General features: G+C 71.9%; 19 protein-coding genes. 6 read left to right on the top strand and 13 right to left on the bottom strand.

Annotation, left to right across the window (positions count from 1 at the left end):
* Positions 1-31: 31 nt before the first annotated feature.
* A complete protein-coding gene (locus ACIP64_RS12050; protein ID WP_401584443.1) occupies positions 32-466 on the bottom strand; it encodes a Rieske 2Fe-2S domain-containing protein in 435 nt (144 codons plus the stop codon).
* Between the two features lie 81 nt (positions 467-547).
* A complete protein-coding gene (gene uvrA / locus ACIP64_RS12045; RefSeq protein ID WP_401584441.1) occupies positions 548-3,466 on the bottom strand; it encodes an excinuclease ABC subunit UvrA in 2,919 nt (972 codons plus the stop codon).
* Positions 3,467-3,703: 237 nt separating this feature from the next.
* On the opposite strand from uvrA, the gene ACIP64_RS12040 reads away from it, so the two are divergent.
* The 3 genes from ACIP64_RS12040 to ACIP64_RS12030 all read left to right on the top strand — a co-directional run bounded on the left by ACIP64_RS12040 (position 3,704) and on the right by ACIP64_RS12030 (position 6,531).
* Complete coding sequence (locus tag ACIP64_RS12040; RefSeq protein ID WP_401584438.1) at positions 3,704-4,435, top strand: maleylpyruvate isomerase family mycothiol-dependent enzyme; 732 nt, start codon at positions 3,704-3,706, stop codon at positions 4,433-4,435.
* Positions 4,436-4,439: 4 nt separating this feature from the next.
* Positions 4,440-5,096, top strand: coding sequence for an MBL fold metallo-hydrolase (locus ACIP64_RS12035; protein ID WP_401584436.1), 657 nt, complete (start codon positions 4,440-4,442; stop codon positions 5,094-5,096).
* Between the two features lie 103 nt (positions 5,097-5,199).
* On the top strand, positions 5,200-6,531 hold the full coding sequence (locus tag ACIP64_RS12030; protein ID WP_401584433.1) for an MFS transporter: 1,332 nt from the start codon (positions 5,200-5,202) through the stop codon (positions 6,529-6,531).
* Positions 6,532-6,540: 9 nt separating this feature from the next.
* Here the strand turns inward: ACIP64_RS12030 and ACIP64_RS12025 are convergent, their stop codons facing one another.
* The 4 genes from ACIP64_RS12025 to uvrB all read right to left on the bottom strand — a co-directional run bounded on the left by ACIP64_RS12025 (position 6,541) and on the right by uvrB (position 12,390).
* Positions 6,541-7,533, bottom strand: coding sequence for a TerC/Alx family metal homeostasis membrane protein (locus ACIP64_RS12025; RefSeq protein ID WP_401584430.1), 993 nt, complete (start codon positions 7,531-7,533; stop codon positions 6,541-6,543).
* Between the two features lie 249 nt (positions 7,534-7,782).
* Positions 7,783-9,564 carry a TerD family protein gene (locus tag ACIP64_RS12020; protein ID WP_401584427.1) on the bottom strand — a complete coding sequence of 594 codons (1,782 nt, stop codon included), beginning with the start codon at positions 9,562-9,564 and terminating at the stop codon, positions 7,783-7,785.
* A gap of 37 nt (positions 9,565-9,601) precedes the next feature.
* A complete protein-coding gene (locus ACIP64_RS12015; RefSeq protein WP_401584424.1) occupies positions 9,602-10,180 on the bottom strand; it encodes a TerD family protein in 579 nt (192 codons plus the stop codon).
* 113 nt (positions 10,181-10,293) lie between these two features.
* Positions 10,294-12,390, bottom strand: coding sequence for an excinuclease ABC subunit UvrB (uvrB, locus tag ACIP64_RS12010; RefSeq protein ID WP_401584421.1), 2,097 nt, complete (start codon positions 12,388-12,390; stop codon positions 10,294-10,296).
* A 229-nt stretch (positions 12,391-12,619) separates the two neighbouring features.
* Here uvrB and ACIP64_RS12005 point away from each other — a divergent pair, with 229 nt between their 5' ends.
* Positions 12,620-13,675 carry a chitinase gene (locus ACIP64_RS12005; protein ID WP_401584418.1) on the top strand — a complete coding sequence of 352 codons (1,056 nt, stop codon included), beginning with the start codon at positions 12,620-12,622 and terminating at the stop codon, positions 13,673-13,675.
* Here ACIP64_RS12005 and ACIP64_RS12000 read toward each other — a convergent pair.
* A complete protein-coding gene (locus tag ACIP64_RS12000) occupies positions 13,622-14,461 on the bottom strand; it encodes an MHYT domain-containing protein (protein WP_401584415.1) in 840 nt (279 codons plus the stop codon). The two genes, ACIP64_RS12005 and ACIP64_RS12000, sit on opposite strands and share 54 nt — an antisense overlap.
* A 132-nt stretch (positions 14,462-14,593) precedes the next feature.
* Positions 14,594-15,538: a hypothetical protein gene (locus ACIP64_RS11995; RefSeq protein ID WP_401584413.1), complete on the bottom strand. Its 945-nt coding sequence runs from the start codon at positions 15,536-15,538 to the stop codon at positions 14,594-14,596.
* A 175-nt stretch (positions 15,539-15,713) separates the two neighbouring features.
* Between ACIP64_RS11995 and ACIP64_RS11990 the strand changes: the two genes are divergently transcribed.
* Positions 15,714-16,286 carry a methylated-DNA--[protein]-cysteine S-methyltransferase gene (locus tag ACIP64_RS11990; protein ID WP_401584410.1) on the top strand — a complete coding sequence of 191 codons (573 nt, stop codon included), beginning with the start codon at positions 15,714-15,716 and terminating at the stop codon, positions 16,284-16,286.
* Positions 16,287-16,333: 47 nt separating this feature from the next.
* Positions 16,334-17,152 (top strand): N-formylglutamate amidohydrolase, encoded by an 819-nt coding sequence (locus ACIP64_RS11985; RefSeq protein ID WP_401584408.1) that lies wholly within the window; start codon positions 16,334-16,336, stop codon positions 17,150-17,152.
* An 88-nt stretch (positions 17,153-17,240) separates the two neighbouring features.
* Here ACIP64_RS11985 and ACIP64_RS11980 read toward each other — a convergent pair whose 3' ends face one another.
* From ACIP64_RS11980 to rpsA, 5 genes are all read right to left on the bottom strand, one after another.
* Positions 17,241-17,609 (bottom strand): tetratricopeptide repeat protein, encoded by a 369-nt coding sequence (locus ACIP64_RS11980; RefSeq protein WP_319661161.1) that lies wholly within the window; start codon positions 17,607-17,609, stop codon positions 17,241-17,243.
* A gap of 102 nt (positions 17,610-17,711) precedes the next feature.
* Entirely contained in the window at positions 17,712-18,638 is a 927-nt protein-coding gene (locus ACIP64_RS11975) for a slipin family protein (RefSeq protein ID WP_401584405.1), read from the bottom strand.
* Between the two features lie 70 nt (positions 18,639-18,708).
* Positions 18,709-19,320, bottom strand: a complete 612-nt coding sequence (coaE, locus tag ACIP64_RS11970; protein WP_401584402.1) for a dephospho-CoA kinase — start codon at positions 19,318-19,320, stop codon at positions 18,709-18,711.
* A gap of 72 nt (positions 19,321-19,392) precedes the next feature.
* On the bottom strand, positions 19,393-20,328 hold the full coding sequence (locus ACIP64_RS11965; protein WP_401584400.1) for a PAC2 family protein: 936 nt from the start codon (positions 20,326-20,328) through the stop codon (positions 19,393-19,395).
* A gap of 150 nt (positions 20,329-20,478) precedes the next feature.
* Positions 20,479-21,972, bottom strand: a complete 1,494-nt coding sequence (gene rpsA / locus ACIP64_RS11960; protein ID WP_401584397.1) for a 30S ribosomal protein S1 — start codon at positions 21,970-21,972, stop codon at positions 20,479-20,481.
* Positions 21,973-22,172 lie beyond the last annotated feature (200 nt).

The following is a 22,172-nucleotide window of genomic DNA, read 5'->3' as shown; positions in this document are numbered from 1 at the left end:
CCTACTGACTGGCGGTGACAATCCTGTCGCCTCAGGCCGACGGGCCGGCCACCAGCTTGCCCGCCTCGACCCGGATGCCGACGGACGGCAGCGGCCGGGCGGCGGGACCGTGTTCGACGGCGCCGGTGGCGGCGTTGAAACCGCTGCCGTGGCAGGGGCAGGAGAGGGTGGTGCCGCTCAGCTTGTTGCAGAGGCAGCCCTGATGCGTGCACACGGCGCTGTAGGCCTTGTAGACGCCCTTGGTGGGCTGGGCTACGACGACTTTGGCGTCGGTGTACAGCTTCGCGCCGCCGACGGGCACCTCGGAGGCCGCGCCGAGGTCCACGGGGCTGGTCGGCCCGGTGGAGTCGGCGCCGTCCTCGGAGCCGCCGCCGCAGGCGGTGAGGCCCAGTCCCGCGACGCCGGCGACAGCGGCGCCCCTCAGGACGGTTCGGCGGCAGGGAGGAAATCCGGTGGTGTCAGCCATGGCAGCGCTCCGCTTCGGCACGTGGGGAAAAGTCGACCTTGGACGGATCTGACCTTACGTGCCGAAGCTCTGCGCAGCCTGTCAGGCCTTGGCCGCCGCTTTCTTCCGGGTGCTGGTCCGCTTGCGGGCGGCCGGCACCGGCGGGGCGTCGGAGATCCGCTCCGAGCCCAGGATGTCCCGCAGGAACTTGCCGGTGTGGCTCGCCCCCACCCCCGCCACCTGCTCGGGCGTGCCCTCCGCGATCACCAGTCCGCCGCCGCTGCCACCTTCGGGGCCCATGTCGATGACCCAGTCCGCGGTCTTGATCACATCGAGGTTGTGCTCGATGACGATCACGGTGTTGCCCTTCTCGACCAGTCCGGACAGCACCTTGATCAGCTTGCTGATGTCCTCGAAGTGCAGACCGGTGGTCGGCTCGTCCAGGACGTAGACCGTGCGGCCGGTGGAGCGCTTCTGCAGTTCCGAGGCGAGCTTGACGCGCTGCGCCTCGCCACCGGAGAGCGTGGTCGCCGACTGGCCGAGCCGCACGTACCCCAGGCCGACCTCGGTGAGGGTCCGCAGGTGCCGCGCGATGGTCGGCACCGCCTCGAAGAAGTCCAGCGCCTCGGAGATCGGCATGTCCAGGACCTCGGCGATGGACTTGCCCTTGTAGTGGACCTCCAGGGTCTCCCGGTTGTACCGGGCACCGTGGCAGACCTCGCACGGGACGTAGACGTCCGGGAGGAAGTTCATCTCGATCTTGATCGTGCCGTCGCCGGAGCAGTTCTCGCAGCGCCCGCCCTTGACGTTGAAGGAGAAGCGGCCCGGCAGATAACCGCGCACCTTCGCCTCCATCGTCTCCGCGAAGAGCCGGCGGACGTGGTCGAAGACACCGGTGTACGTCGCCGGGTTGGAGCGCGGCGTGCGGCCGATCGGCGACTGGTCGACATGGACCACCTTGTCGACGAGATCGTCGCCGTCGACCCGGGTGTGCCGGCCCGGGACGCCCCGGGCGCCGTTCAGTTCGCGCGCCAGGTGGGTGTAGAGGATGTCGTTGACGAGGGTGGACTTCCCGGAGCCGGAGACACCGGTGACCGCGGTGAAGACGCCCAGCGGGAAGGACACGTCGATGTCCCGCAGGTTGTTCTCCCTGGCGCCGCGCACCGTCAGCTGCCGGCCGGTCTCCAGCGGCCGCCGCATGGGCGGGATCGGGATCTGGCGCTTGCCGGCCAGATACTGGCCGGTCAGCGACTCCTCGTTGCTCAGCAGCTCCGCCAGGGAGCCGCTGTGCACGACCTTGCCGCCGTGCTCACCGGCGCCGGGGCCGATGTCGACCACCCAGTCGGAGGTCTTGATGGTGTCCTCGTCGTGCTCGACCACGATCAGGGTGTTGCCGAGGTCGCGCAGCCGCACCAGGGTCTCGATGAGCCGGTGGTTGTCCCGCTGGTGCAGGCCGATCGACGGCTCGTCGAGCACATAGAGCACGCCGACCAGCCCGGAGCCGATCTGCGTGGCCAGCCGGATGCGCTGGGCCTCGCCACCGGACAGGGTGCCCGCGGCGCGGTTGAGCGAGAGGTAGTCCAGGCCGACGTCGACCAGGAAGCGCAGTCGCTCGTTGACCTCCTTCAGCACGCGCTCGGCGATGGTCTTCTCGCGCGCACTCAGCTTCATCCCGCGCAGGAACTCCGCGCAGTCGCTGATCGACATCGCGGAGACGTCGGCGATCGACTTGTCCTGCACCGTGACGGCCAGCACGATCGGCTTGAGCCGCGTGCCCTGGCAGGTCGGGCAGGGCACCTCGCGCATGTAGCCCTCGAAGCGCTCGCGGCTGGAGTCGCTCTCGGACTCCGCATGGCGGCGCCGCACGAAGGGGATCACCCCTTCGAAGGCGGTGGTGTACGAGCGCTCCCGCCCGTAGCGGTTGCGGTAGCGCACCTCGATCTGCGTCCGGTGCCCGTTGAGCAGGGCCTTCTTCGCCCGCTGGGGCAGCCCGGCCCACGGGATGTCGGTCCGGAAGCCGAGTTCGTCGGCGAGTGCGCCGATCAGGCGCTGGAAGTAGTCCCGCGTGTGGCCGAGCGACCAGGGGGCGATGGCGCCCTCGTCGAGGGACTTGTCCTCGTCGGGGACGACCAGCTCCGGGTCGACCTCCATGCGGGTGCCGATGCCGGTGCACTCCGGGCAGGCGCCGAAGGGCGAGTTGAAGGAGAAGGAGCGCGGCTCCATCTCCTCGAAGGACAGGTCGTCGTAGGGGCAGTAGAGGTGCTCGGAGAACATCCGCTCGCGCTGCGGGTCGTCCTCGGGGAGGTCGACGAAGTCCAGGATGACCATGCCGCCGGACAGCCCGAGCGCGGTCTCGACCGAGTCGGTCAGCCGGCGCTTGGCGCTGTCCTTGACGGTGAGGCGGTCGACGACCACCTCGATGGTGTGCTTCTCCTGCTTCTTCAGCTTGGGCGGCTCGGCCAGCTGCACCGTGGCGCCGTCGACCCGGGCCCGGCTGTAGCCCTTGGTCTGCAGGTCCGCGAAGAGGTCGGCGAACTCGCCCTTGCGCTCGCGGACGAGGGGCGAGAGCACCTGGAAGCGGGAGCCCTCCTCCAGTTCAAGCACCCGGTCGACGATCGCCTGCGGCGACTGCCGCGAGATCGGGCGGCCGCACTCGGGGCAGTGCGGCTTGCCGATGCGGGCGAAGAGCAGGCGCAGGTAGTCGTAGACCTCGGTGATGGTGCCGACGGTCGAGCGCGGGTTGCGGGAGGTCGACTTCTGGTCGATCGAGACGGCCGGCGACAGGCCCTCGATGAAGTCGACGTCCGGCTTGTCCATCTGCCCCAGGAACTGCCGGGCGTAGGAGGAGAGCGACTCCACGTAGCGGCGCTGTCCCTCGGCGAAGATCGTGTCGAACGCCAGGGACGACTTCCCCGAACCGGACAGGCCGGTGAAGACGATGAGCGAGTCCCGTGGGAGGTCGAGCGACACGTTCTTCAGGTTGTGCTCGCGAGCGCCACGGACGGTAAGTCGATCGGCCACGCCAGTGCGTACCTTTCATAGAACAGACAAGGGGCAAGCTCCAACGCCCCCAGACAGCCTAAACGGGGCGCCGACGGGATTTCTTCCGCTTGCGACGAGAACGAGCCTATAGCACGCACATTCGATTTACGGCCGCAGTGCGGCACCTTCACCCGATCGAGTGTCCTCCGCTAGCGTCTTCGGCACGATGTGGATCACCCGCACCCGTCCTGCACCTCTGTGCGACAAGGAGGCCCCGTGTCTGTCCAACGACCCGACCCCGAGCACGATGCGGCCGAGCTGCGCCAAGCCACCGAACGGCTGATCGACGCCGTCTCCGTGCTCGCGCCCACGAGCGTCGCCGAGCCGTCCCGCCTCCCCGGCTGGACCCGCGGCCACGTCCTGACCCACCTGGCCCGCAACGCCGACTCGCTGGTCAACCTGCTCATCTGGGCCCGCACCGGCCAGGAGGTCCCCCAGTACGCCAGCGGGGAGAGCCGCGACCGCGACATCGAGACCGGCGCCGGCCGCCCGCTCGCCGAGCAGCTGGACGACCTGCGCGGGTCCGCCGCCCGGCTCGCGACCGCGATCGAGGAGATCCCGCCGCAGTGCTGGGCGTCCCAGGTGGTCATGCGCTCCGGCCACGTCATCGCCGCCGCCGAGATCCCCTACGCGCGCCTGATGGAGATCTACTTCCACCACGTCGACCTCGGCATCGGCTACACCTGCGAGCACCTCCCCGTGCCCTTCTCGGTCCGCGAGCTGGCCGCCGTCATCGACGACCTGTCCGGCCACGAGGGCGTCGCCGCCGTGCGCCTGCACGACACCGACAGCGGCGAGAAGTGGGTGATCGGCGCCGCTCCGGAGCCCGAACTGACGGTCAGCGGGGCCCGGCACGCCCTGCTGGGCTGGATCACCGGCCGCTCCGACGGCAAGGACCTCGACGTTCAGCCGGACGTGCCCCTGCCCGTGCTGCCGCCACTAGGCTGAGGCCATGACGTACAGCGGCGAGGTCAGGGTGGGCGGCGCGCCCGACGTGCACGAACTCAAGGACCTCATCATCACCAAGGTCGCGGTCGGCCCGATGGACAACAACGCGTACGTGCTGCGCTGCCGCGCCACGGACGAGCAGTTGCTCATCGACGCGGCCGCCGACGCGCACACGCTGATCGAGGTGGCCGGCGACGACGGGCTCGCGTCCGTCGTCACCACGCACCGGCACGGCGACCACTGGCAGGCCCTGCAGGCCGTCGTGGACGCGACCGGCGCCCGCACCTACGCGGGCCGGCACGACGCGGAGGGCATCCCGGTCCGCACCGACGTCCCCGTCGAGGACGGCGACACGATCAGCGTCGGCCGGGTCACGCTCACCGCCCGCCACCTGGTGGGCCACACCCCCGGCAGCATCGTCCTGATCTACGACGACCCGCACGGCCACCCGCACGTCTTCACCGGCGACTGCCTGTTCCCGGGCGGCGTCGGCAACACCCACCGCAACCCCGACCACTTCACGAGCCTCTTCGAGGGCGTCAAGGCCAAGCTCTTCGACACCCTCCCCGACGAGACCTGGGTCTACCCCGGGCACGGCCGGGACACCACGCTCGGCGACGAGCGGCCGCACCTCGCCGAATGGCGCGAACGCGGCTGGTGAACGCGGTTCGCGGGGGTGGTGCCACCGCATCGGCGGCGCCACCCCCGCGCACCCCGGTCGTTGGACCGGCGTGCGCACTACTGCCTCCGGCACTCCTGTTCCCATGACCCGGATCGCGGCGGCCTCGGCGGCCGGGACCGCGATCGAGTTCTACGACTTCTTCGCCTACGGCACGGCGGCCGCCCTCGTCCTGGGCCCGCTGTTCTTCCCCGCCTTCTCCCCCGTCGCCGGGACGCTCGCCGCGTTCGGCACCTTTGCCGTGGGCTTCGTCGCCCGGCCGCTGGGCTCGGTGCTCTTCGGCCACATCGGCGACCGCCTCGGGCGGCGTCCGGTGCTGATGGGCTCCCTGCTGCTGACCGGGGCCTCGACGACCGCCGTGGGCCTGGTGCCCTCCTATGACGCGATCGGGGCGGCCGCGCCGGTGATCCTGGTGGCGCTGCGCTCCCTGCAGGGGCTCGGGCTGGGCGGCGAGTGGGGCGGGGCGGTGCTGCTGGCCGCGGAGCACGCCCCCGAACGGCGGCGCGGGCTGTGGGCGAGCCTGCCGCAGACCGGTCCCGCGGTGGGCTTCGTGCTGGCGAACGGGATCGTGCTGGCGCTGTCGGCCGGGCTGAGCGACACCGCGTTCCGCTCCTGGGGGTGGCGCGTGCCGTTCTGGGCGGCGGGGGCGCTCGCACTGGCCGGGCTGGCGCTGCGTGCCGCGCTGCCCGAGACCCCGCAGTTCGAGCGGGCCGCCGAGCAGGGCGAGCTGTCCCGGGTGCCGCTGGTGGAACTGCTGCGGGGCCACTGGCGGCTGCTGCTGCTCACGGCCGGCGCGATGGCCTGCGGCTACGCCGTCTTCTACACCGTGACGACCTGGTCGCTGGCGTACGCCACCGAACGGCTCGGCATGGACCGCACCGTGGTGCTCGGCTGCGTCCTGGCGGCCGTCGTGGTCAAGGGCGCGGCAACGCCCTGGGCGGGGCTGCTCGGCGACCGCCTCGGGCGGCGTCCCCTGGCGCTCGCCGGGACGGCCGCGATGGGGGTGGTGATCTTCCCGTACGCCTGGCTGCTGGGCACCGGCTCGCCTGCGGCTCTCGTCCTGGGCTCCGCCGCGCAGCTGCTGGCGTTCATCGCGGTCTTCGCGGTGCTGGGGGCGTATCTGCCCGAGCTGTACCCGCCCCAGGTGCGCTGCACCGGCGCCTCGCTCGGCTACAACCTCGGCGGGATCCTGGGCGGCGCCCTCACCCCCATCGCCGCGACCCGGCTGGCGGGCGACGGGGGTGGCGCGCCCTGGGCGGTGGCGGTCTACGTCGCGGCGGTCGCGCTGCTCAGCACGGCCTGCTTCGCGGCGCTGCCGGACCCGCGCCGTACGGCCGCGACGACGCGGGTGGACCAGCAGGCCGCGGAGACGGCGGCGGGGTCCGCGGCCGCCGGCCGCGGACCCCGCACGGGCTGAGCCGACGGGTCAGGCGTCGACGTGCCGTTCCTCGTCGCTGCGGACGCTCTCCTGCGACTCGGCCTGCTTCCGCGACGCCCTCAGGCTCGTCACGGTGGTGACGGCGAGGACGAGCACGATGAAGCCGAGGGAGAACGGGATGCTGATCTCGGGCACGTGCACACCGGACTCGTGCAGCGCGTGCAGCACCAGCTTGACGCCGATGAAGCCGAGGATGACCGACAGGCCGTAGGACAGGTGCACCAGCTTCCTCAGCAGGCCGCCGATGAGGAAGTACAGCTGCCGAAGGCCCATCAGCGCGAACGCGTTCGCGGTGAAGACGATGTACGGGTCCTGGGTGAGGCCGAAGATCGCGGGGATGGAGTCCAGCGCGAACAGGACGTCGGTGGTGCCGATCGCCAGCATGACCACGAGCATCGGGGTCATGATCCGCTTGCCGTTCTTCTGGATGAACAGCTTGGTGCCGTGGTAGCGGTCGGCGACACCGAAGCGGCGCTCGGCGGCCTTGAGCAGCCGGTTCTCCTCGAACTCCTCGTCCTCTTCCCCGGCGCGGGCCTCCTGGATCAGCTTCCAGGCGGTCCAGATCAGGAAGGCGCCGAAGAGGTAGAAGATCCAGGCGAAGTTGGCGATGATCGCCGCGCCGGCGGCGATGAAGCCCGCGCGCAGCACCAGCGCGATCAGCACGCCGATGAGCAGGACGCGCTGCTGGTACTGGGTGGGCACCGAGAACTTCGCCATGATCAGGACGAAGACGAAGAGGTTGTCGACGCTCAGCGACTTCTCGGTGATGAAACCGGCGAAGAACTCGCCCGCGGGCTGCCCCCCGGCGAAGAGCAGGAGGCCGAGGCCGAAGAGCGCGGCCAGGGTGATCCAGACGACGGTCCAGATCCCCGCCTCCTTGATCGACACGTCATGGGGCTTGCGCCCGATGAAGAAGTCGATGGCGATGAGGGCGCTGAGACCGGCGATGGTCAGCACCCAGAGGGTCAAGGACACATCCATGCGATGCCTCCGGCAGATGGGCTGGCAACTGTCAGCGTGATCGCTGCCGGAGGTCTCTTCCACCCGGGCACCTCGCGCTCGGGCCGGTGCCCCGGGGCTGTTCTTTCCCGTGCTGACGGGTGCACCGCGTCAGGAGTACTCCCCTCCGCGTAAAGAACAGTACATGAAATCCCAAGGAAAGGTAAAGACGGTAAAGTGATGGTCAATCAGGTGGGTGCGATGGGGCCCTGCCGCTGACCGGCAGGCCGCTCAGCGGCGGCCCCGGTCGTAGGTCCGCCGGGCCGCCGCGACCTGGCGCAGGACCCTCGGCACCACCCGGCTGCCGGGCGGGGCCAGCGGGGGTTCGTACGTCCAGGCGTGGCCGACCCAGGGGTCGGCCAGGTGGTCGTCGGGCACCGCGGTCAGCCGCAGCAGGGAGCGCCACAGGGGATCCAGGACGGGGCCGTACTCCCGGGCGTCCTCACGATCGGCGACCAGCAGGAGGTGGACGCCGACGCGGGGCCCCTCGTCGGCCAGGTAGCGCAGCTGGGTGAGGGTCCGGTCGTCGAAGCCGTACGGGAAGTCGTTGACGACCAGCAGCTGCCGGGCCGGGTCGAGGCCGGCCGGCAGGCGCACCGGGCCGCCCGCGTCCAGTGCCATCTGCACCAGGTCGACGCGCTGCGTCAGCCGGGCGAGCAGCGCCGCCACCCCGGCGGCTCCCGTGGCGGGCGGTTCGCGCAGCGCGCCGGACTCGGTGAAGGGAGCCAGCGCCCGGGCGGCCGATCCGGCCGGGTCCACCACATGGACGGCGAACTCACCCACCGGATGGGAGGCGAGCAGGCGCGCGGCAAGGGCGACGGCCACGTCCACGGCCGTACGGCGCTCCTGCGCGCTGTCGACCCACAGACCCCGCTCCAGGGGGAGCCGCACCAGCATGGGGATGCGCAGCTCGGACCGCTCGGGCAGATGCAGGTCGCCGAGCCGGACCGCGATGGGGGGCTCGGTGGGCGTCGTCCAGCCGTGCCACACCGGGCTCTCCCAGCCCGCGAAGGACGGCGGGAGCGCGGGCTCGACCACGTCGCGTTCCGCGGCCAGCTGGGCCAGGTCGCCGTCCAGGACCGCGCGGGCCCGGTCGACCAGTTCGGCCTGGCGGGCGCGGGCCTGGTCGCGGGCGGCCTCGGCGGCGGGGCCGACGCGGGTGCGCGGATCGGCGAGGACGGCGTCGAGCTCCTGGTCGAGCCGGGTCTCGGCGAAGTCGACGGCGCTGCGGTAGGCGGCGATCGCGCGGGCCAGGTCCTCGAACATGCCCCAGACCTGGTTGTACAGGCGCTCCTCCATCGTCCAGCCGGCGGCGTCGCCCGCGACGGGTGCGGGGGGCGTCGTGGCGGCGGAAGGAGGCGGCGGCGGCGTCGGGTTCGCCGCGGCGGGGCCGTCCGGCCGGGGCCGGTCCCTGGGCGGGACGCGGTCCTGGGGCCGCGGCGGGACGGACGCGGCGGCAGGCACGTCGGCCGGCGCGGCCAGGGCGGCGGTCAGACGGTCCGCGTCGGCCGCGGTGAGCCCCTGGTCGCGGAGGAGTTCGGGGAGCCCGCCCGCGTAGCCCTGGCCGAGAGCGCGCACTTTCCAGGCGCCCTGGCGGCGGTACAGCTCCAGGGCGACGATGGCGGACTCGCTGCCCAGCCCGGTGACGGTGAAGCTCGCGATCTCGGCGCCGCCGGGGACGACGAGGGCGAGGTGGGGCGCGGCGCAGGCCCCGAACCGGGTCGGCGCGCCCGGCACGGCGGGCAGCGCGAGCAGGATGTGCACCCGCTCCATGGCGGCCGGGACCGCGTCCAGGTCGGCGGTGAGCCGGTGCTCGGCGCCCGGGCCGGGGGGTATCGCGATGCCCGGCAGGGCGCCGGAGCCGGGCAGGGCGACGCTTTCGGGCCCGCTCACCCGGCCCTGCCCGTCGCCCAGGGTGGCGCCGGGCACCACCGCCGTGCCCGCCGACACCCGGATCTCGACCCGGGTGCCGGGGAGCGGATGGTTCTGTCCGTGGACCAGTTCGGCGGTCATGCCCGCGCCCCCCTTGTGCCTGCTGTGCTCCGCCCGGCTAGAGCGCCGGGAGGATCGCCGGGATGAGGTCCTGGAAGGTGCGGCCGTTGGCCGGGGTGCCGATGGCGGTCATCGACCAGGCCGCGCCGCTGCGCTGCACCTTCGCCATGATCTGCGCGGTGTAGGCGCCGCCCCCGGTGAGGGTGTAGCGGGCCAGCTCCTGCCCGTTGGTCTCGTCGACCAGCCGGCAGAAGGCGTTCTGCACCTCCTGGAAGGTCTGCCCGGTGAAGGAGTTGACCGTGAAGACGATCTGGTCGACATGCACGGGCACCCGCGCCAGGTCGACCAGGATGGACTCGTCGTCGCCTCCCTGGCCGGCGCCGCCGACCAGGTTGTCGCCGGTGTGCCGGACCGAGCCGTCGTCGCTGACGAGGTGCCGGAAGAACACCACGTCCACGGGCTGCTTGTCGGCGAAGAGCACGGCGGAGGCGTCGAGGTCGATCTCCCGGGTGCGGGAGCCGAACAGGCCTCGGCGCGGGGCCGCCTGCCAGCCGAGCCCCATGCGCACCGACGTGAGGGTCCCCCCGTCCGTCTTCTGCAGGCTGATCTTCTGACCCTTGGTCATGTTGACCGTCACGCGCAGTCCCCTCTCACCCAGTGTGCCGACGTGCGGTTGCTCCGCACCCTATGGGTAGACGCGCGCCCGGCGCACCGCGGTTCGGCAACCGCGGTGCGCGAGGGGGAAAGGCGTCAGGCCACACCGGCCTCCCGCATCTGCCGCAGCTCCTTCTTCAACTCGCCCACCTCGTCGCGCAGTCGGGCCGCGACCTCGAACTGCAGGTCCGCGGCGGCCGTGTGCATCTGGTCGGTCAGCTCGCCGATGAGCTCCGCCAGTTCGGCGGCCGGCAGGCTCTTGTCGGCGCGCTTGCCGCCGGCCTTGCCGGACAGCCCCGGAACGGGCGCCTTGCCGCGCGAGCGCTGGCGGCCGGAGCCCAGCAGCTCCTCGGTGTCGGCGTCCTCGCGGGCGAAGGAGTCCATGATGCCGGCGATCTTCTTGCGCAGCGGCTGCGGGTCGATGCCCCGCTCCTCGTTGTACGCGATCTGCTTGGCCCGGCGCCGGTTGGTCTCGTCGATGGCCTTCTCCATGGCCGGGGTGATCTTGTCGGCGTACATGTGCACCTGGCCGGAGACATTGCGGGCCGCACGGCCGATGGTCTGGATCAGCGAGGTGCCCGACCGCAGGAAGCCCTCCTTGTCCGCGTCGAGGATCGCCACCAGCGAGACCTCGGGCAGGTCCAGGCCCTCGCGGAGCAGGTTGATGCCGACCAGGACGTCGTACTCGCCCGCGCGCAGCTCGCGCAGGAGCTCCACGCGGCGCAGGGTGTCGATGTCGCTGTGCAGATACCGCACCTGGATGCCGAGTTCCAGCATGTAGTCGGTGAGGTCCTCGGACATCTTCTTGGTGAGGGTGGTGACCAGGACGCGCTCGTCACGCTCGGCGCGCACCCGGATCTCGTGCACCAGGTCGTCGATCTGCCCCTTGGTGGGCTTGACGATCACTTCGGGGTCGACCAGACCCGTCGGGCGGATGATCTGCTCGACGGTTCCGTCGCCGCGGGACAGCTCGTACGGGCCGGGGGTGGCCGACAGGTAGACGGTCTGGCCGACGCGCCCCAGGAACTCCTCCCACTTCAGCGGGCGGTTGTCGAGCGCGGAGGGCAGCCGGAAGCCGTGGTCGACCAGGGTGCGCTTGCGGGAGGCGTCGCCCTCGTACATGGCGCCGATCTGCGGCACGGTGACGTGCGACTCGTCGATGACGAGCAGGAAGTCCTCGGGGAAGTAGTCGATGAGGGTGTCGGGCGCCGAGCCCGTCTCGCGGCCGTCGATGTGCCGCGAGTAGTTCTCGATGCCGGAGCAGGTGCCGATCTGCCGCATCATCTCGATGTCGTACGTGGTGCGCATCCGCAGCCGCTGGGCCTCCAGCAGCTTGCCCTGCTTCTCCATGACCGCCAGCTGCTCGCCGAGTTCCTTCTCGATGCCGGCGATCGCGCGCTCCATGCGCTCGGGGCCGGCGACGTAGTGGGTGGCGGGGAAGACGTACATCTGCTCGTCCTCGGTGATGATCTCGCCGGTGAGCGGGTGGAGCGTGTACAGGGCCTCGATCTCGTCGCCGAACATCTCGATGCGGACGGCGAGCTCCTCGTAGACCGGGAAGATCTCGATGGTGTCGCCGCGCACGCGGAAGGTGCCTCGGGTGAACGCCACGTCGTTGCGCGCGTACTGGATGTCGACGAACTTGCGCAGCAGCGCGTCGCGGTCGATCTCCTGGCCGACCCGGAGGCGGACCATGCGGTCGATGTACTCCTGGGGCGTGCCGAGGCCGTAGATGCAGGACACGGAGGCGACCACGATCACGTCCCTGCGGGTCAGCAGGGAGTTGGTGGCCGAGTGGCGCAGCCGCTCGACCTCCTCGTTGATGGAGGAGTCCTTCTCGATGTACGTGTCCGTCTGCGGGACGTACGCCTCGGGCTGGTAGTAGTCGTAGTACGACACGAAGTACTCGACCGCATTGTTCGGCAGCAGTTCGCGGAATTCGTTGGCGAGCTGCGCGGCGAGGGTCTTGTTGGGCGCCATGACCAGGGTCGGACGCTGCAGCCGCTCGATCATCCAGGCGGTGGTGGCCGACTTTCCGGTACCGGTGGCGCCGAGCAGGACGACGTCGTTCTCGCCGGCGCGGATGCGCCGCTCGAGGTCGTCGATGGCCGTCGGCTGGTCGCCGCTGGGCTGGAAGGGGCTGACGACCTCGAAGGGCGCCACACTGCGTTCGATGTCTGATACGGGCCGCATGGGTCCACGGTACGACCCCCCACTGACAACCGGGTCCGCGCCGGTCGCGGAGCGGGCCGTGGCACGCCTCCGGCGCGGGGGACCACCGCGCCGGACATTCCACCGACAATTTCCGCCGATCGATTATCAGAATCACTCACGGGTGATCAGAGAAAGGGAAATGCGGGGATTTCGCACATGCCGACGAAAAGCCCCGACGGAATGAACCGGCGCCGATAGCCTCTCCGGCATGAAGCGCCGTACGACCGTTCTGATCGCCGGCCTCGCGGCGGCCTGCGCGGCCGCGGGGACCGCCCACCTCCTCAGGGGTACGGCGCCCGGCGGGGCCGGCGGCTCGACGGCACCGCTCAAGGCGGCGCACGTGACGTTCCTGCCGTACGTGGACGCGTCGCAGACCTCGGTCTACAACATGGCGGCCGCCGTCCGGCACAGCGGCGTGGACGGATTCACGCTCGGCTTCGTCACCGCGCGCGGCGGATGCGCGCCCGCCTGGGACGGCCGCGACGGGATCGACCACGGCCCCCTGGCCGCCCGCCTTGCCGCCCTGCGCGCCGCGGGCGGCACCCTGCGGGTGTCCTTCGGCGGTGCGGACGGCACGGAACTGGCGAGCGCCTGCGGCAGCACCGGCGAACTGGCCGCCGCCTACGCCTCGGTGATCGACCGGTACGACCTGACCCGGGTGGACTTCGACATCGAGGGCGCCGCCCTGGCCGACACCTCCGCCACCACGCGCCGGGCGCGCGCCGTCGCCCGGTTGCAGCGGCGGGCCAAGGCCGCCGGCCGCCCCCTCACGGTCTCGTTCACGCTGCCCGCCATGCCCTCGGGCCTCGCGGACGGAGCCGACGCGGTGGTGGCCGCCGCCGCGCGCGAGGGTGTGGACGTCGGCGCCGTCAACATCATGGCGATGGACTACGGGCCCGCGTACACCGGCGACATGGGCGCCTACGCGATCCGCGCCGCCACCGCCGCCCAGGCGCGCGTCAAGTCGCTGCTGGGCCTGTCGGACGCCGACGCCTGGCGGACGCTGGAGGTGACCCCGATGATCGGCGTCAATGACATCGAGGGCGAGGTCTTCACCCTCCAGGACGCCGCCCAACTGTCCGCGTTCGCACGGAGGAAGGGACTGGGCGGGCTGTCGATGTGGTCCGCCGACCGCGACCGCGGGTGCGCGGCCGCGGCGGGCGGCACCATGGAGGCCGTCTCCGACCGCTGCAGTGGCGTCGGGCAGCGCTCAATGGCGTTCACCCGGGCGCTCGCGCACCCGGGAGGCACGGGCGGCGCGTGAGGCGGGGGCCGGGCGGCCGGGCTGCGCGACCGTGGGCCGGCCGGGGACGTAGGGATCGGGGGTGGGCGGGTCCAGCGCCACGACCACACCCGCCAGGAGGAGGAACACCACCGGCCCGATCAGCACCGGGGCGAGCGCGGCGGGACCCGCCCCGCCCGCCTCCCGGGGGCCGTTCAGCAGGTGCACGGTCACCGACGCCATGCCGATGTAGTGCATGCAGGTCATGGCGAGGCCCAGGATCAGGCTCGCGACGAGCCCCCCGTACAGGCCGCGGATCGTCACCGCGCACCACAGGGCGACCGTCGCGGCGACCACCGCGACGCCGACGGCCAGGGCCACCGTCGGCGTCGAGTACTCCAGTGCGGCGTGGAGCCGCAGGCCCCGCATGCCCAGGTAGTGCATGCCGGCGATTCCGAGGCCCATGACGACGCCGCCTGCCAGGAGCGCCGGTACCGAGCGGCCCAGGTAGCCGACGGCGAAGACCCCGACGCCGACGACGAGCACGGCGACCAGCAGGCTCGCGAGCGTCGTCACCAGGTCGTAGGAGATGGGCACCCCGCCGATGGTGAAGCCCATCATCGCGATGAAGTGCATGGTCCAGATGCCCGAGCCGATGGCCGCCGCGCCGAGCGCGAGCCAGCCGGCCCGCCGCGAGGGGTGCATCGCCAGGGCGCGCGTGATGCAGCGCAGCCCGAGACCCGCGCCCAGGCAGGCCATCAGGTAGCCCGCCAGCGGAGTCGCCCACCCGTAGGTGAACCCGTCGACCGTTCCGTACGTGCCGCCCACGGCACCCTCCCCCTTGCCGGCCGGCCCCCGTCTTCGGTCCGCGCGGCACTCACGGTAGGTCACGGACGGTGTCCGCGCGGCCACGTCGCGCGGACTTCATCGCGCGGAAACCCGCCGGTCACCCCACCCGCCTCAGATCGCCCCCGGAAGCGCCGTGATCCGCTCCAGCGGCCCGTACGGACCGCCCTCCAGCGCGGCCCGCAGGGCGGCGACCACCTCTCCCGGGGCGCGCGCGAGAGCGGCCGGGGCCACCCGCAGCACCCGCAGGCCCAGCGCCTCCCACCGGGCGCGCCCGCCGCCGGGACCGAGGTCGAGCACGAGCCCGTCGCGTGCCCAATAGGCGTCCGGGGAGCCGAGGAAGGCCCCGTCCAGGTGGAGCGTGGGGCGCCACAGCGGCTGCCGCAGGCCGGACCTGGCCACCAGGGCGCGCGCCAGCGGACCCACGGCGGGGGCGGGCGCGCGGGTCTCCGCCGCGAGGGACTCCAGGAGCGCGGCCACGGCCGGACGGCGGCCCAGCACCGCCGCACCCAGTTCGGCCGCGACTATGCCGGCCGGGACGCCCATCACCACGACCAGTTCCTGCACGACGTCGCGGGCCCACTCGGGGTCGATGGACTCCCGCAGGCCGTCGGCGGCTGCCCGCACCACCGGGGCCAGGGGCACGCCGTCCACCAGATCGGGCGCCGGCAGCGCCCGGGCGTGATGGACCCGCACCCAGGTGTGGGTGCGGATGCGCCGGTCGCTGGGCACGAGGACGTCGACCACCGGCAGCCCCGGCGGGAACGCCGCGGCGGCGACACCGTGCAGCCGCAGCGCCGCCGCCCCGGTGATCATGGCCCGGGTCAGCGGGTGCCCCGCGAACGCCAGGGCCGCCCGGCACCGCTGGGCGGAGCTGAGCGGACCGGAGTGCAGCACCGCGACCCGGGGCAGCGGCCGCTGCCACCTGCCGCCGGGGCGGCAGCGCTCACGCACCAGGCGCTGCGGCACGCCGGCTTCCGCGAGTTGGGCGACGGTGGCCACCCGGTCCTGCTCGCGGGCGAGTTTGCGGAGGGCCGCGGAGTAGTCGTTTCGCGTCATGCGAGCCCCATCCCCCACCGTGGCCACTCGACTACCTGCTGTGACACACCTGTCGAGAACCGCCACCCTCGCGAGTGGCCGCGCGGCGCGGAGTTGCCGGCTCCGGTGCGCCGGCAACGGGGCGCCGGCAACGGTCCGCGGCCCGTTGTCGGTGCCCCCGCCTAGGCTGGTGGACGTGACGAATCCCGAGACCCCGACCCGCACGGTGGCCTGGACGGTGGCGGACACCGCCGTCGGGCCGCTGCTGCTGGCCGCCACCGAGAAGGGCCTGGTCCACGTCGTCTTCCGGGCGGACGAGGCGACCACGACCGCCGCTCTGGAACGGCTCGCGTCCCGGCTCGGCGCCACGCCCGAGCACCTGCCCGGCGGGCCGGCGGGCGACCGGCTGCGCGAGGCCGTGGAGCAGGTCGAGGCCTACTTCGGGGGCACCCTGCGGGCGTTCACCCTCGAACTGGACTGGTCGCTGAGCGCCGGCTTCCACCGCACCGTGCTGCGCGAACTGGCGGGGGGCGTGCCGTTCGGCAGCGTCGTCGGCTACCAGGACCTGGCCACCCGGGTCGGGGAGCCCGGCGCGGCCCGTGCGGTCGGAGTGGCCATGGGCTCCAACCCACTGCCGGTCGTCGTGCCCTGCCATCGCGTGCTGGAGAGCGACGGCGGGATCGGGGGCTTCGGCGGCGGCCTGCGGATGCTGGACATCAAGCGTTCGCTGCTGGCGAGGGAGGGCGTCCTGCCCGAGCCGCTGTTCTGACGGACGCGCGACGGGCAGGGCCGGTACGGCAGGAGGGGCACGACAGCATGGACACGCACGAGGGGGACGAGGAGGCTTCCTTCGGCGTCGAGGAGGGGGCGCCCGGTTCGCCGGTGCTGCTGCATGTGCCGCACGGCGCACGCGCGGTGCCCGCGCCGGTCCGCGAGCGCATCCTGCTCGACGACGCCCAACTGGCGGCGGAACTCGACCGCATGACGGACTCCCACACCGCCCTTCTGGCCGGGCGGGCCGCCGCCGGGACCGGTGCCTGGCGCTTCGTCAACCACCTGTCCCGGCTGGTCGTCGATCCCGAGCGGTTCCCGGACGAACGCGAGGAGATGCGCGCCGTCGGCATGGGCGCCGTCTACACCCGCACCTCCCGACTGGCGCCGCTGCGCGAGGACGACGCCGCGCACGAACAGGCGCTGCTGGACACCTGGTTCCACCCCTACGCCGCGGCGATGACCGCCGCCGTGCAGGACCGGCTGGAGGCCGCGGGCCGGGCCGTCGTCATCGACGTGCACTCCTACCCGAGCGCACCACTGCCCTACGAGCTGCACGGCGACGGCCCCCGGCCCGCGGTGTGCCTGGGCACCGACGCCTTCCACACCCCGGCGTGGCTGACGGCCGCGGCGCGCGCGGCCTTCTCCGGCTGCGGTGAGGTGGGGCTGGACTCGCCGTTCTCCGGCACCTATGTGCCGTTGAAGCACTACCGGGCAACGCCCGGGGTCTCCGCGCTGATGGTCGAGATCCGGCGGGACGTCTACATGGACGAGCCCGGGGGCGCCCCCCACGCCGGACTCGACCGGGTCGCCGGGGCCCTGGCCGCACTGATCTCCGCTATCGAGGCGGACGCCACCGGCTGACCTCGCCTCCGGTGGCCGTGCCGGAACCCCGGACGCCCGGACCCCCGGAACCCCGGAAACCGAGCCCGGCGGCGGTCCCCCGCTCCGCTCAGGCGGAGTCGGGGAACCGGGCTGCCTGCAGATAGTCCGGCTTGGGGTCGAGGGCCGCGGCGAGCCGGAAATGCCGTCGTGCCTCCCCGTCGCGGCCCGCCCGCTCCAGGGTGCGACCGAGCGCGAAGTGCGCGAACGCGTTGTCCGGCTCGCGCTCCAGGACCACCTGGAACTCCAGCTCGGCCGGCCGCAGCTGCGCGGCCAGGAAGAACGCCCGCGCCCGCAGCAGACGGGCGGCGGTGTTCTCCGGGTGCACGGCGATGACCGAGTCCAGCAGCTTGACCGCCCCGCGCGCGTCCCGCGCCTCCAGGAGCTTCTCCGCCGCGCGGAAGTCGATCACGTGGTTCTCGGGGCTCTGCTCGGGCACAGCCGCCTCCTTCCCCGGGCATTCAATGGCTCACAACTACCCAACATCACCACTCGCATATGCATTCCCCCCAGGATCCGGCACGACCGCGCGCGGGTGGGCTCACGCCTCCTCCGCGAGCGGGTGTCCCTTCTCCAGCGCCGCGGGCTCCACCGGTTGCTGCGGCACCTCCAGCGCCGCCGGGGCGACCCCGCCGGCCTCGCCGGCCGGTGCGGCGGGCGTGTCCGGTGCCGCGGGCACGGCAGTCTCCTGCGGCCGCTGCTGGTCGGCACCCGACGCGCGCTCGAAGAACCGCAGCATCTCCACCGGGAAGGGCATGACCAGCGTGGAGTTCTTCTCCGCCGCCACCTCCACGACGGTCTGCAGCAGCCGCAGCTGCATCGCGGCGGGCGTCCGGTCCATCGCCTGCGCCGCCTGGGCGAGCTTCTCCGAGGCCTGGAGTTCACCGTCGGCGGTGATGATGCGGGCCCGCCGCTCCCGGTCGGCCTCGGCCTGCCGGGCCATGGACCGCTTCATCGACTCGGGCAGGGCCACGTCCTTGATCTCCACCCGGTCGATGTGGATGCCCCATTCGACGGCGGGGGTGGCCAGCAGCAGTTCCAGGCCCTCGTGGATCGCCTCGCGGCCCGACAGCAGGTCGTCCAGCTCGCTCTTGCCGATCACCGATCGCAGCGAGGTCTGCGCGACCTGCAACATGGCGAACTGGTAGTTCTGCACGTGCACCGTCGCCTTGACCGGGTCCACGACCCGGAAGTAGAGCACCGCGTCCACCCGCACCGACACGTTGTCCCGGGTGATGCCCTCCTGCGAGGGCACCGGCATGGTGACCACCTGCATGTTGACCTTGGTCATCCGGTCGACGAGCGGCACGAGCATGCGCGGCCCCGGCTGCTTGGGCTTCTCCCGAACCCGCCCGAGGCGGTAGACCACACCCCGCTCGTACTGCTTGATCACGCGGAACCCGCTCTTGAGCCCCACCAGGACCAGCACCACGGCAATCACCGTGAGCACGGCCGAAACGCCTTCCATCCCCGTCCCCTTCCGTCCATGAGTGCAGCGAAGCTACTGCTCCTCGGACGCCGCCGGAGGGGGTGCCGGATCAGCTTTTGACGATGTTTTGAGGTTGGTGACGCAACTGCGCCCACAGCCGCCGGACCTGAGGCTCCAGCGCCTCCAGCGGGCCGTCGTTGTCGATCACCACATCGGCGATCGCCAGACGCTCCTCACGGTCCGCCTGGGCCGCCATCCGCGCCCGCGCCTCGTCCTCGGTCATCCCGCGCAGCCGCACCAGCCGGTCCACCTGCGTGCCGGGGGCCGCGTCCACGACCACGACCACGTCGTACAGCGGGGCCAGCTTGTTCTCCGCCAGCAGGGGCACGTCGTTGACCACGACGTCCTCGGGCCCGGCACTCGCCTCCAGCGCGGCCGACCGCTCCCGGACCAGGGGATGCACGATCGCGTTGAGCGCCCGCAGCCGCTCGGGGTCGGAGAAGACGACGGCACCGAGGCCGGGACGGTCCAGGCTGCCGTCCTCGGTCAGCACACCCTCGCCGAATTCGGCGACGACCGCCGCCAGACCGGGCGTTCCCGGCTCCACGACCTCGCGCGCGATGCGATCGGCGTCGATCAGCACCGCCCCGTACGAGGACAGCAGCCGCGACACCTCGCTCTTGCCCGCCCCGATCCCGCCCGTCAGCCCCACAGTGACCATGGCGCGAGACTACCGCCGCCCCCCGCCGCGCACGAGCCGGGTCCGGGCAGCGCCCGGGCCGCCGACCAGCGGTCAGGCGCCGTCGTCCTCGCGGTCGGCCAGGAAGCGCTCGAACTCCGCCGCCAGATCGTCCGCCGACGGCAGGTCCACCGGCTCGGCGATCAGGTTGTCCCGCGTCTGGCCGCCGGCCAGCGCGTCGTACTGGTTCTCCAGCCCGCGCACGACCGACACCAACTCCGCGTCGCCCTCCTCGACCTGGCGGTCGATCTCCGCCCGGACGGTGTGCGACTCGGTCCGCAGGGCGTGCGCCACCTGCGGCAGCACCAGCCCCGTCGCCGCCGTCAGCGTCTCGACCACCGCCAGCGCCGAGTCCGGGTACCCGGAACGCGCCAGGTAGTGCGGCACATGCGCGGCGATGCCCAGCACGTCACGGCCGGACTCCGCGAGCCGCAGCTCGATCAGCGACTCCGCGCTGCCCGGCACCTGCGCCTCGTCGAACCAGCTGCGGTGACCCGGCATCAGGTCCAGCCGGTTGCCGTGCGGCGTCAGCCCCACCGGCCGGGTGTGCGGGACACCCATCGGGATGCCGTGGAAGTTGAACGCCAGCCGCACCCCCAGCCGCTCCACGATCTGCACGACCGCAGCCGCGAACCGCTCCCACTCCACGTCCGGCTCCTGGCCCGACAGCAGCAGGAAGGGGGCACCGGTGCTGTCGCGCACCAGCCGCAGCGCGATCTCCGGGGTGTCGTACGCCGTCCAGTGATCGCGCTTGAAGGTCATCAGCGGACGCCGGGCCCGGTAGTCCACCAGCCGGTCGGCGTCGAAACGCGCCACCACCCGGTGCTCCTGGCGCTCCAGCAGCTCCTCGACGACCTGCGCACCGGTCTCCCCGGCGTCGATGTACCCGTCGAAGTGGTACAGCAGCACGGGCCCGGTCTCGCCGAACGCCTCGTCGACGGCCTCTGCCCCGCCCGGCTCGTATGCGTACAGCCCCTGGGGATCCAGCACCGTGCACCCTTCTTTCGTTCTGATCAACTTCTGGTCCAACGAAGGGCGAACCCCCCGCATTCCCACGGCCGCGCCCCGGAACGCGGAACGACCCGCTCCCCCAGAGGGGAGCGGGCCGTTCCGATGTACCCGGGGCCGGAGCCCCTGCGATCAGCTCTGGCCGCCGGCCAGCTTCTCGCGGAGCGCGGCAAGCGCCTCGTCCGACGCGAGCGCGCCCGAGGTGTCACCGGACTCCGAGGAGTACGAGCCACCGGCGGGGCCGGCCGCCGGAGCGGCCTGGCCGGCCTCGGCCGCAGCCTCGGCGTCGGCCTCGCGGGACTTGATGACCTGCGCCTGGTGCTGCTCGAAGCGGGACTGCGCCTCGGCGTACTGGTGCTCCCACGCCTCGCGCTGGGTCTCGTAGCCCTCGAGCCAGTCGTTGGCCTCGGGGTCGAAGCCCTCGGGGTAGATGTAGTTGCCCTGGTCGTCGTAGGACGCGGCCATGCCGTACAGGGTCGGGTCGAACTCGACCGAGGCCGGGTCGGCACCGAAGGACTCGTTGGCCTGCTTCAGCGAGAGGCTGATGCGACGGCGCTCGAGGTCGATGTCGATGACCTTGACGAAGATCTCGTCGTTGACCTGGACGACCTGCTCCGGGATCTCCACGTGGCGCTCGGCCAGCTCGGAGATGTGGACCAGACCCTCGATGCCCTCGTCCACGCGGACGAACGCACCGAACGGCACCAGCTTGGTGACCTTGCCGGGGACGACCTGGCCGATCTGGTGCGTACGGGCGAACTGCTGCCACGGGTCTTCCTGGGTCGCCTTCAGCGACAGGGAGACACGCTCGCGGTCCATGTCGACGTCCAGGACCTCGACCGTGACCTCCTGGCCGACCTCGACGACCTCGGAGGGGTGGTCGATGTGCTTCCAGGACAGCTCGGAGACGTGCACGAGGCCGTCCACGCCACCCAGGTCCACGAAGGCACCGAAGTTGACGATGGAGGAGACGACGCCGGAGCGCACCTGGCCCTTCTGCAGGGTGGTGAGGAAGGTCTGGCGGACCTCGCTCTGGGTCTGCTCCAGCCAGGCACGGCGGGACAGGACCACGTTGTTGCGGTTCTTGTCCAGCTCGATGATCTTGGCCTCGAGCTCCTTGCCGACGTACGGCTGGAGGTCGCGGACACGGCGCATCTCGACCAGCGACGCGGGGAGGAAGCCCCGGAGGCCGATGTCGAGGATGAGACCACCCTTGACGACCTCGATGACGGTACCGGTGACGATGCCGTCCTCTTCCTTGATCTTCTCGATCGTGCCCCAGGCGCGCTCGTACTGGGCGCGCTTCTTGGACAGGATCAGACGACCCTCCTTGTCCTCCTTCTGGAGGACCAGGGCCTCGATCTCGTCGCCCACGGCGACGACCTCGTTGGGGTCGACGTCGTGCTTGATCGAAAGCTCACGCGAGGGGATGACGCCCTCGGTCTTGTAACCGATGTCGAGCAGGACCTCGTCCCGGTCGACCTTCACGATGACGCCGTCGACGATGTCGCCGTCGTTGAAGTACTTGATCGTCTCGTCGATCGCGGCGAGGAAGGCTTCCTCGGAACCGATGTCGTTGACCGCCACCTGCGGGGTGGTACGAGGGGCCTCGGTGCTGCTCGTCATTAGGAAAAGGGCTCCGGTACGGACATGAAGTCGTAGGTACTGCTACGCCGTAAGCCCGTTTCGCTCCTGCCGATTCCGGACAGCCCACAAGGCCGAGAGGTTTACAACAGATGTGAGCGCAGCCTGCTCCGTCCGAGGCGCGCAGGCTCGCAGCGCAACTTGTAGCATACGGGGGCAGCCGGGCACGGTCAATGCGCGAA

It is taken from the genome of Streptomyces sp. NPDC088733, from assembly GCF_044751185.1.
Taxonomy (GTDB): Bacteria; Actinomycetota; Actinomycetes; order Streptomycetales; family Streptomycetaceae; genus Actinacidiphila.
Note: the sequence above shows the minus strand (reverse complement) of the source record. Positions and strands in the feature narration are given on the sequence as shown.

Bases quoted from the DNA above. Each gene is read 5' to 3' on its own strand.
- ACIP64_RS11995 (WP_401584413.1), bottom strand. From the start codon at position 15,538: ATGACGCGAAACGACTACTCCGCGGCCCTCCGCAAACTCGCCCGCGAG.
- ACIP64_RS11975 (WP_401584405.1), bottom strand. From the start codon at position 18,638: ATGGAAGGCGTTTCGGCCGTGCTCACGGTGATTGCCGTGGTGCTGGTC.
- ACIP64_RS12005 (WP_401584418.1), top strand. From the start codon at position 12,620: ATGAAGCGCCGTACGACCGTTCTGATCGCCGGCCTCGCGGCGGCCTGC.
- ACIP64_RS12050 (WP_401584443.1), bottom strand. From the start codon at position 466: ATGGCTGACACCACCGGATTTCCTCCCTGCCGCCGAACCGTCCTGAGG.
- rpsA (WP_401584397.1), bottom strand. From the start codon at position 21,972: ATGACGAGCAGCACCGAGGCCCCTCGTACCACCCCGCAGGTGGCGGTC.
- ACIP64_RS11985 (WP_401584408.1), top strand. From the start codon at position 16,334: ATGGACACGCACGAGGGGGACGAGGAGGCTTCCTTCGGCGTCGAGGAG.
- ACIP64_RS12025 (WP_401584430.1), bottom strand. From the start codon at position 7,533: ATGGATGTGTCCTTGACCCTCTGGGTGCTGACCATCGCCGGTCTCAGC.
- ACIP64_RS12020 (WP_401584427.1), bottom strand. From the start codon at position 9,564: ATGACCGCCGAACTGGTCCACGGACAGAACCATCCGCTCCCCGGCACC.
- ACIP64_RS12035 (WP_401584436.1), top strand. From the start codon at position 4,440: ATGACGTACAGCGGCGAGGTCAGGGTGGGCGGCGCGCCCGACGTGCAC.
- coaE (WP_401584402.1), bottom strand. From the start codon at position 19,320: ATGGTCACTGTGGGGCTGACGGGCGGGATCGGGGCGGGCAAGAGCGAG.
- ACIP64_RS12030 (WP_401584433.1), top strand. From the start codon at position 5,200: ATGACCCGGATCGCGGCGGCCTCGGCGGCCGGGACCGCGATCGAGTTC.
- uvrB (WP_401584421.1), bottom strand. From the start codon at position 12,390: ATGCGGCCCGTATCAGACATCGAACGCAGTGTGGCGCCCTTCGAGGTC.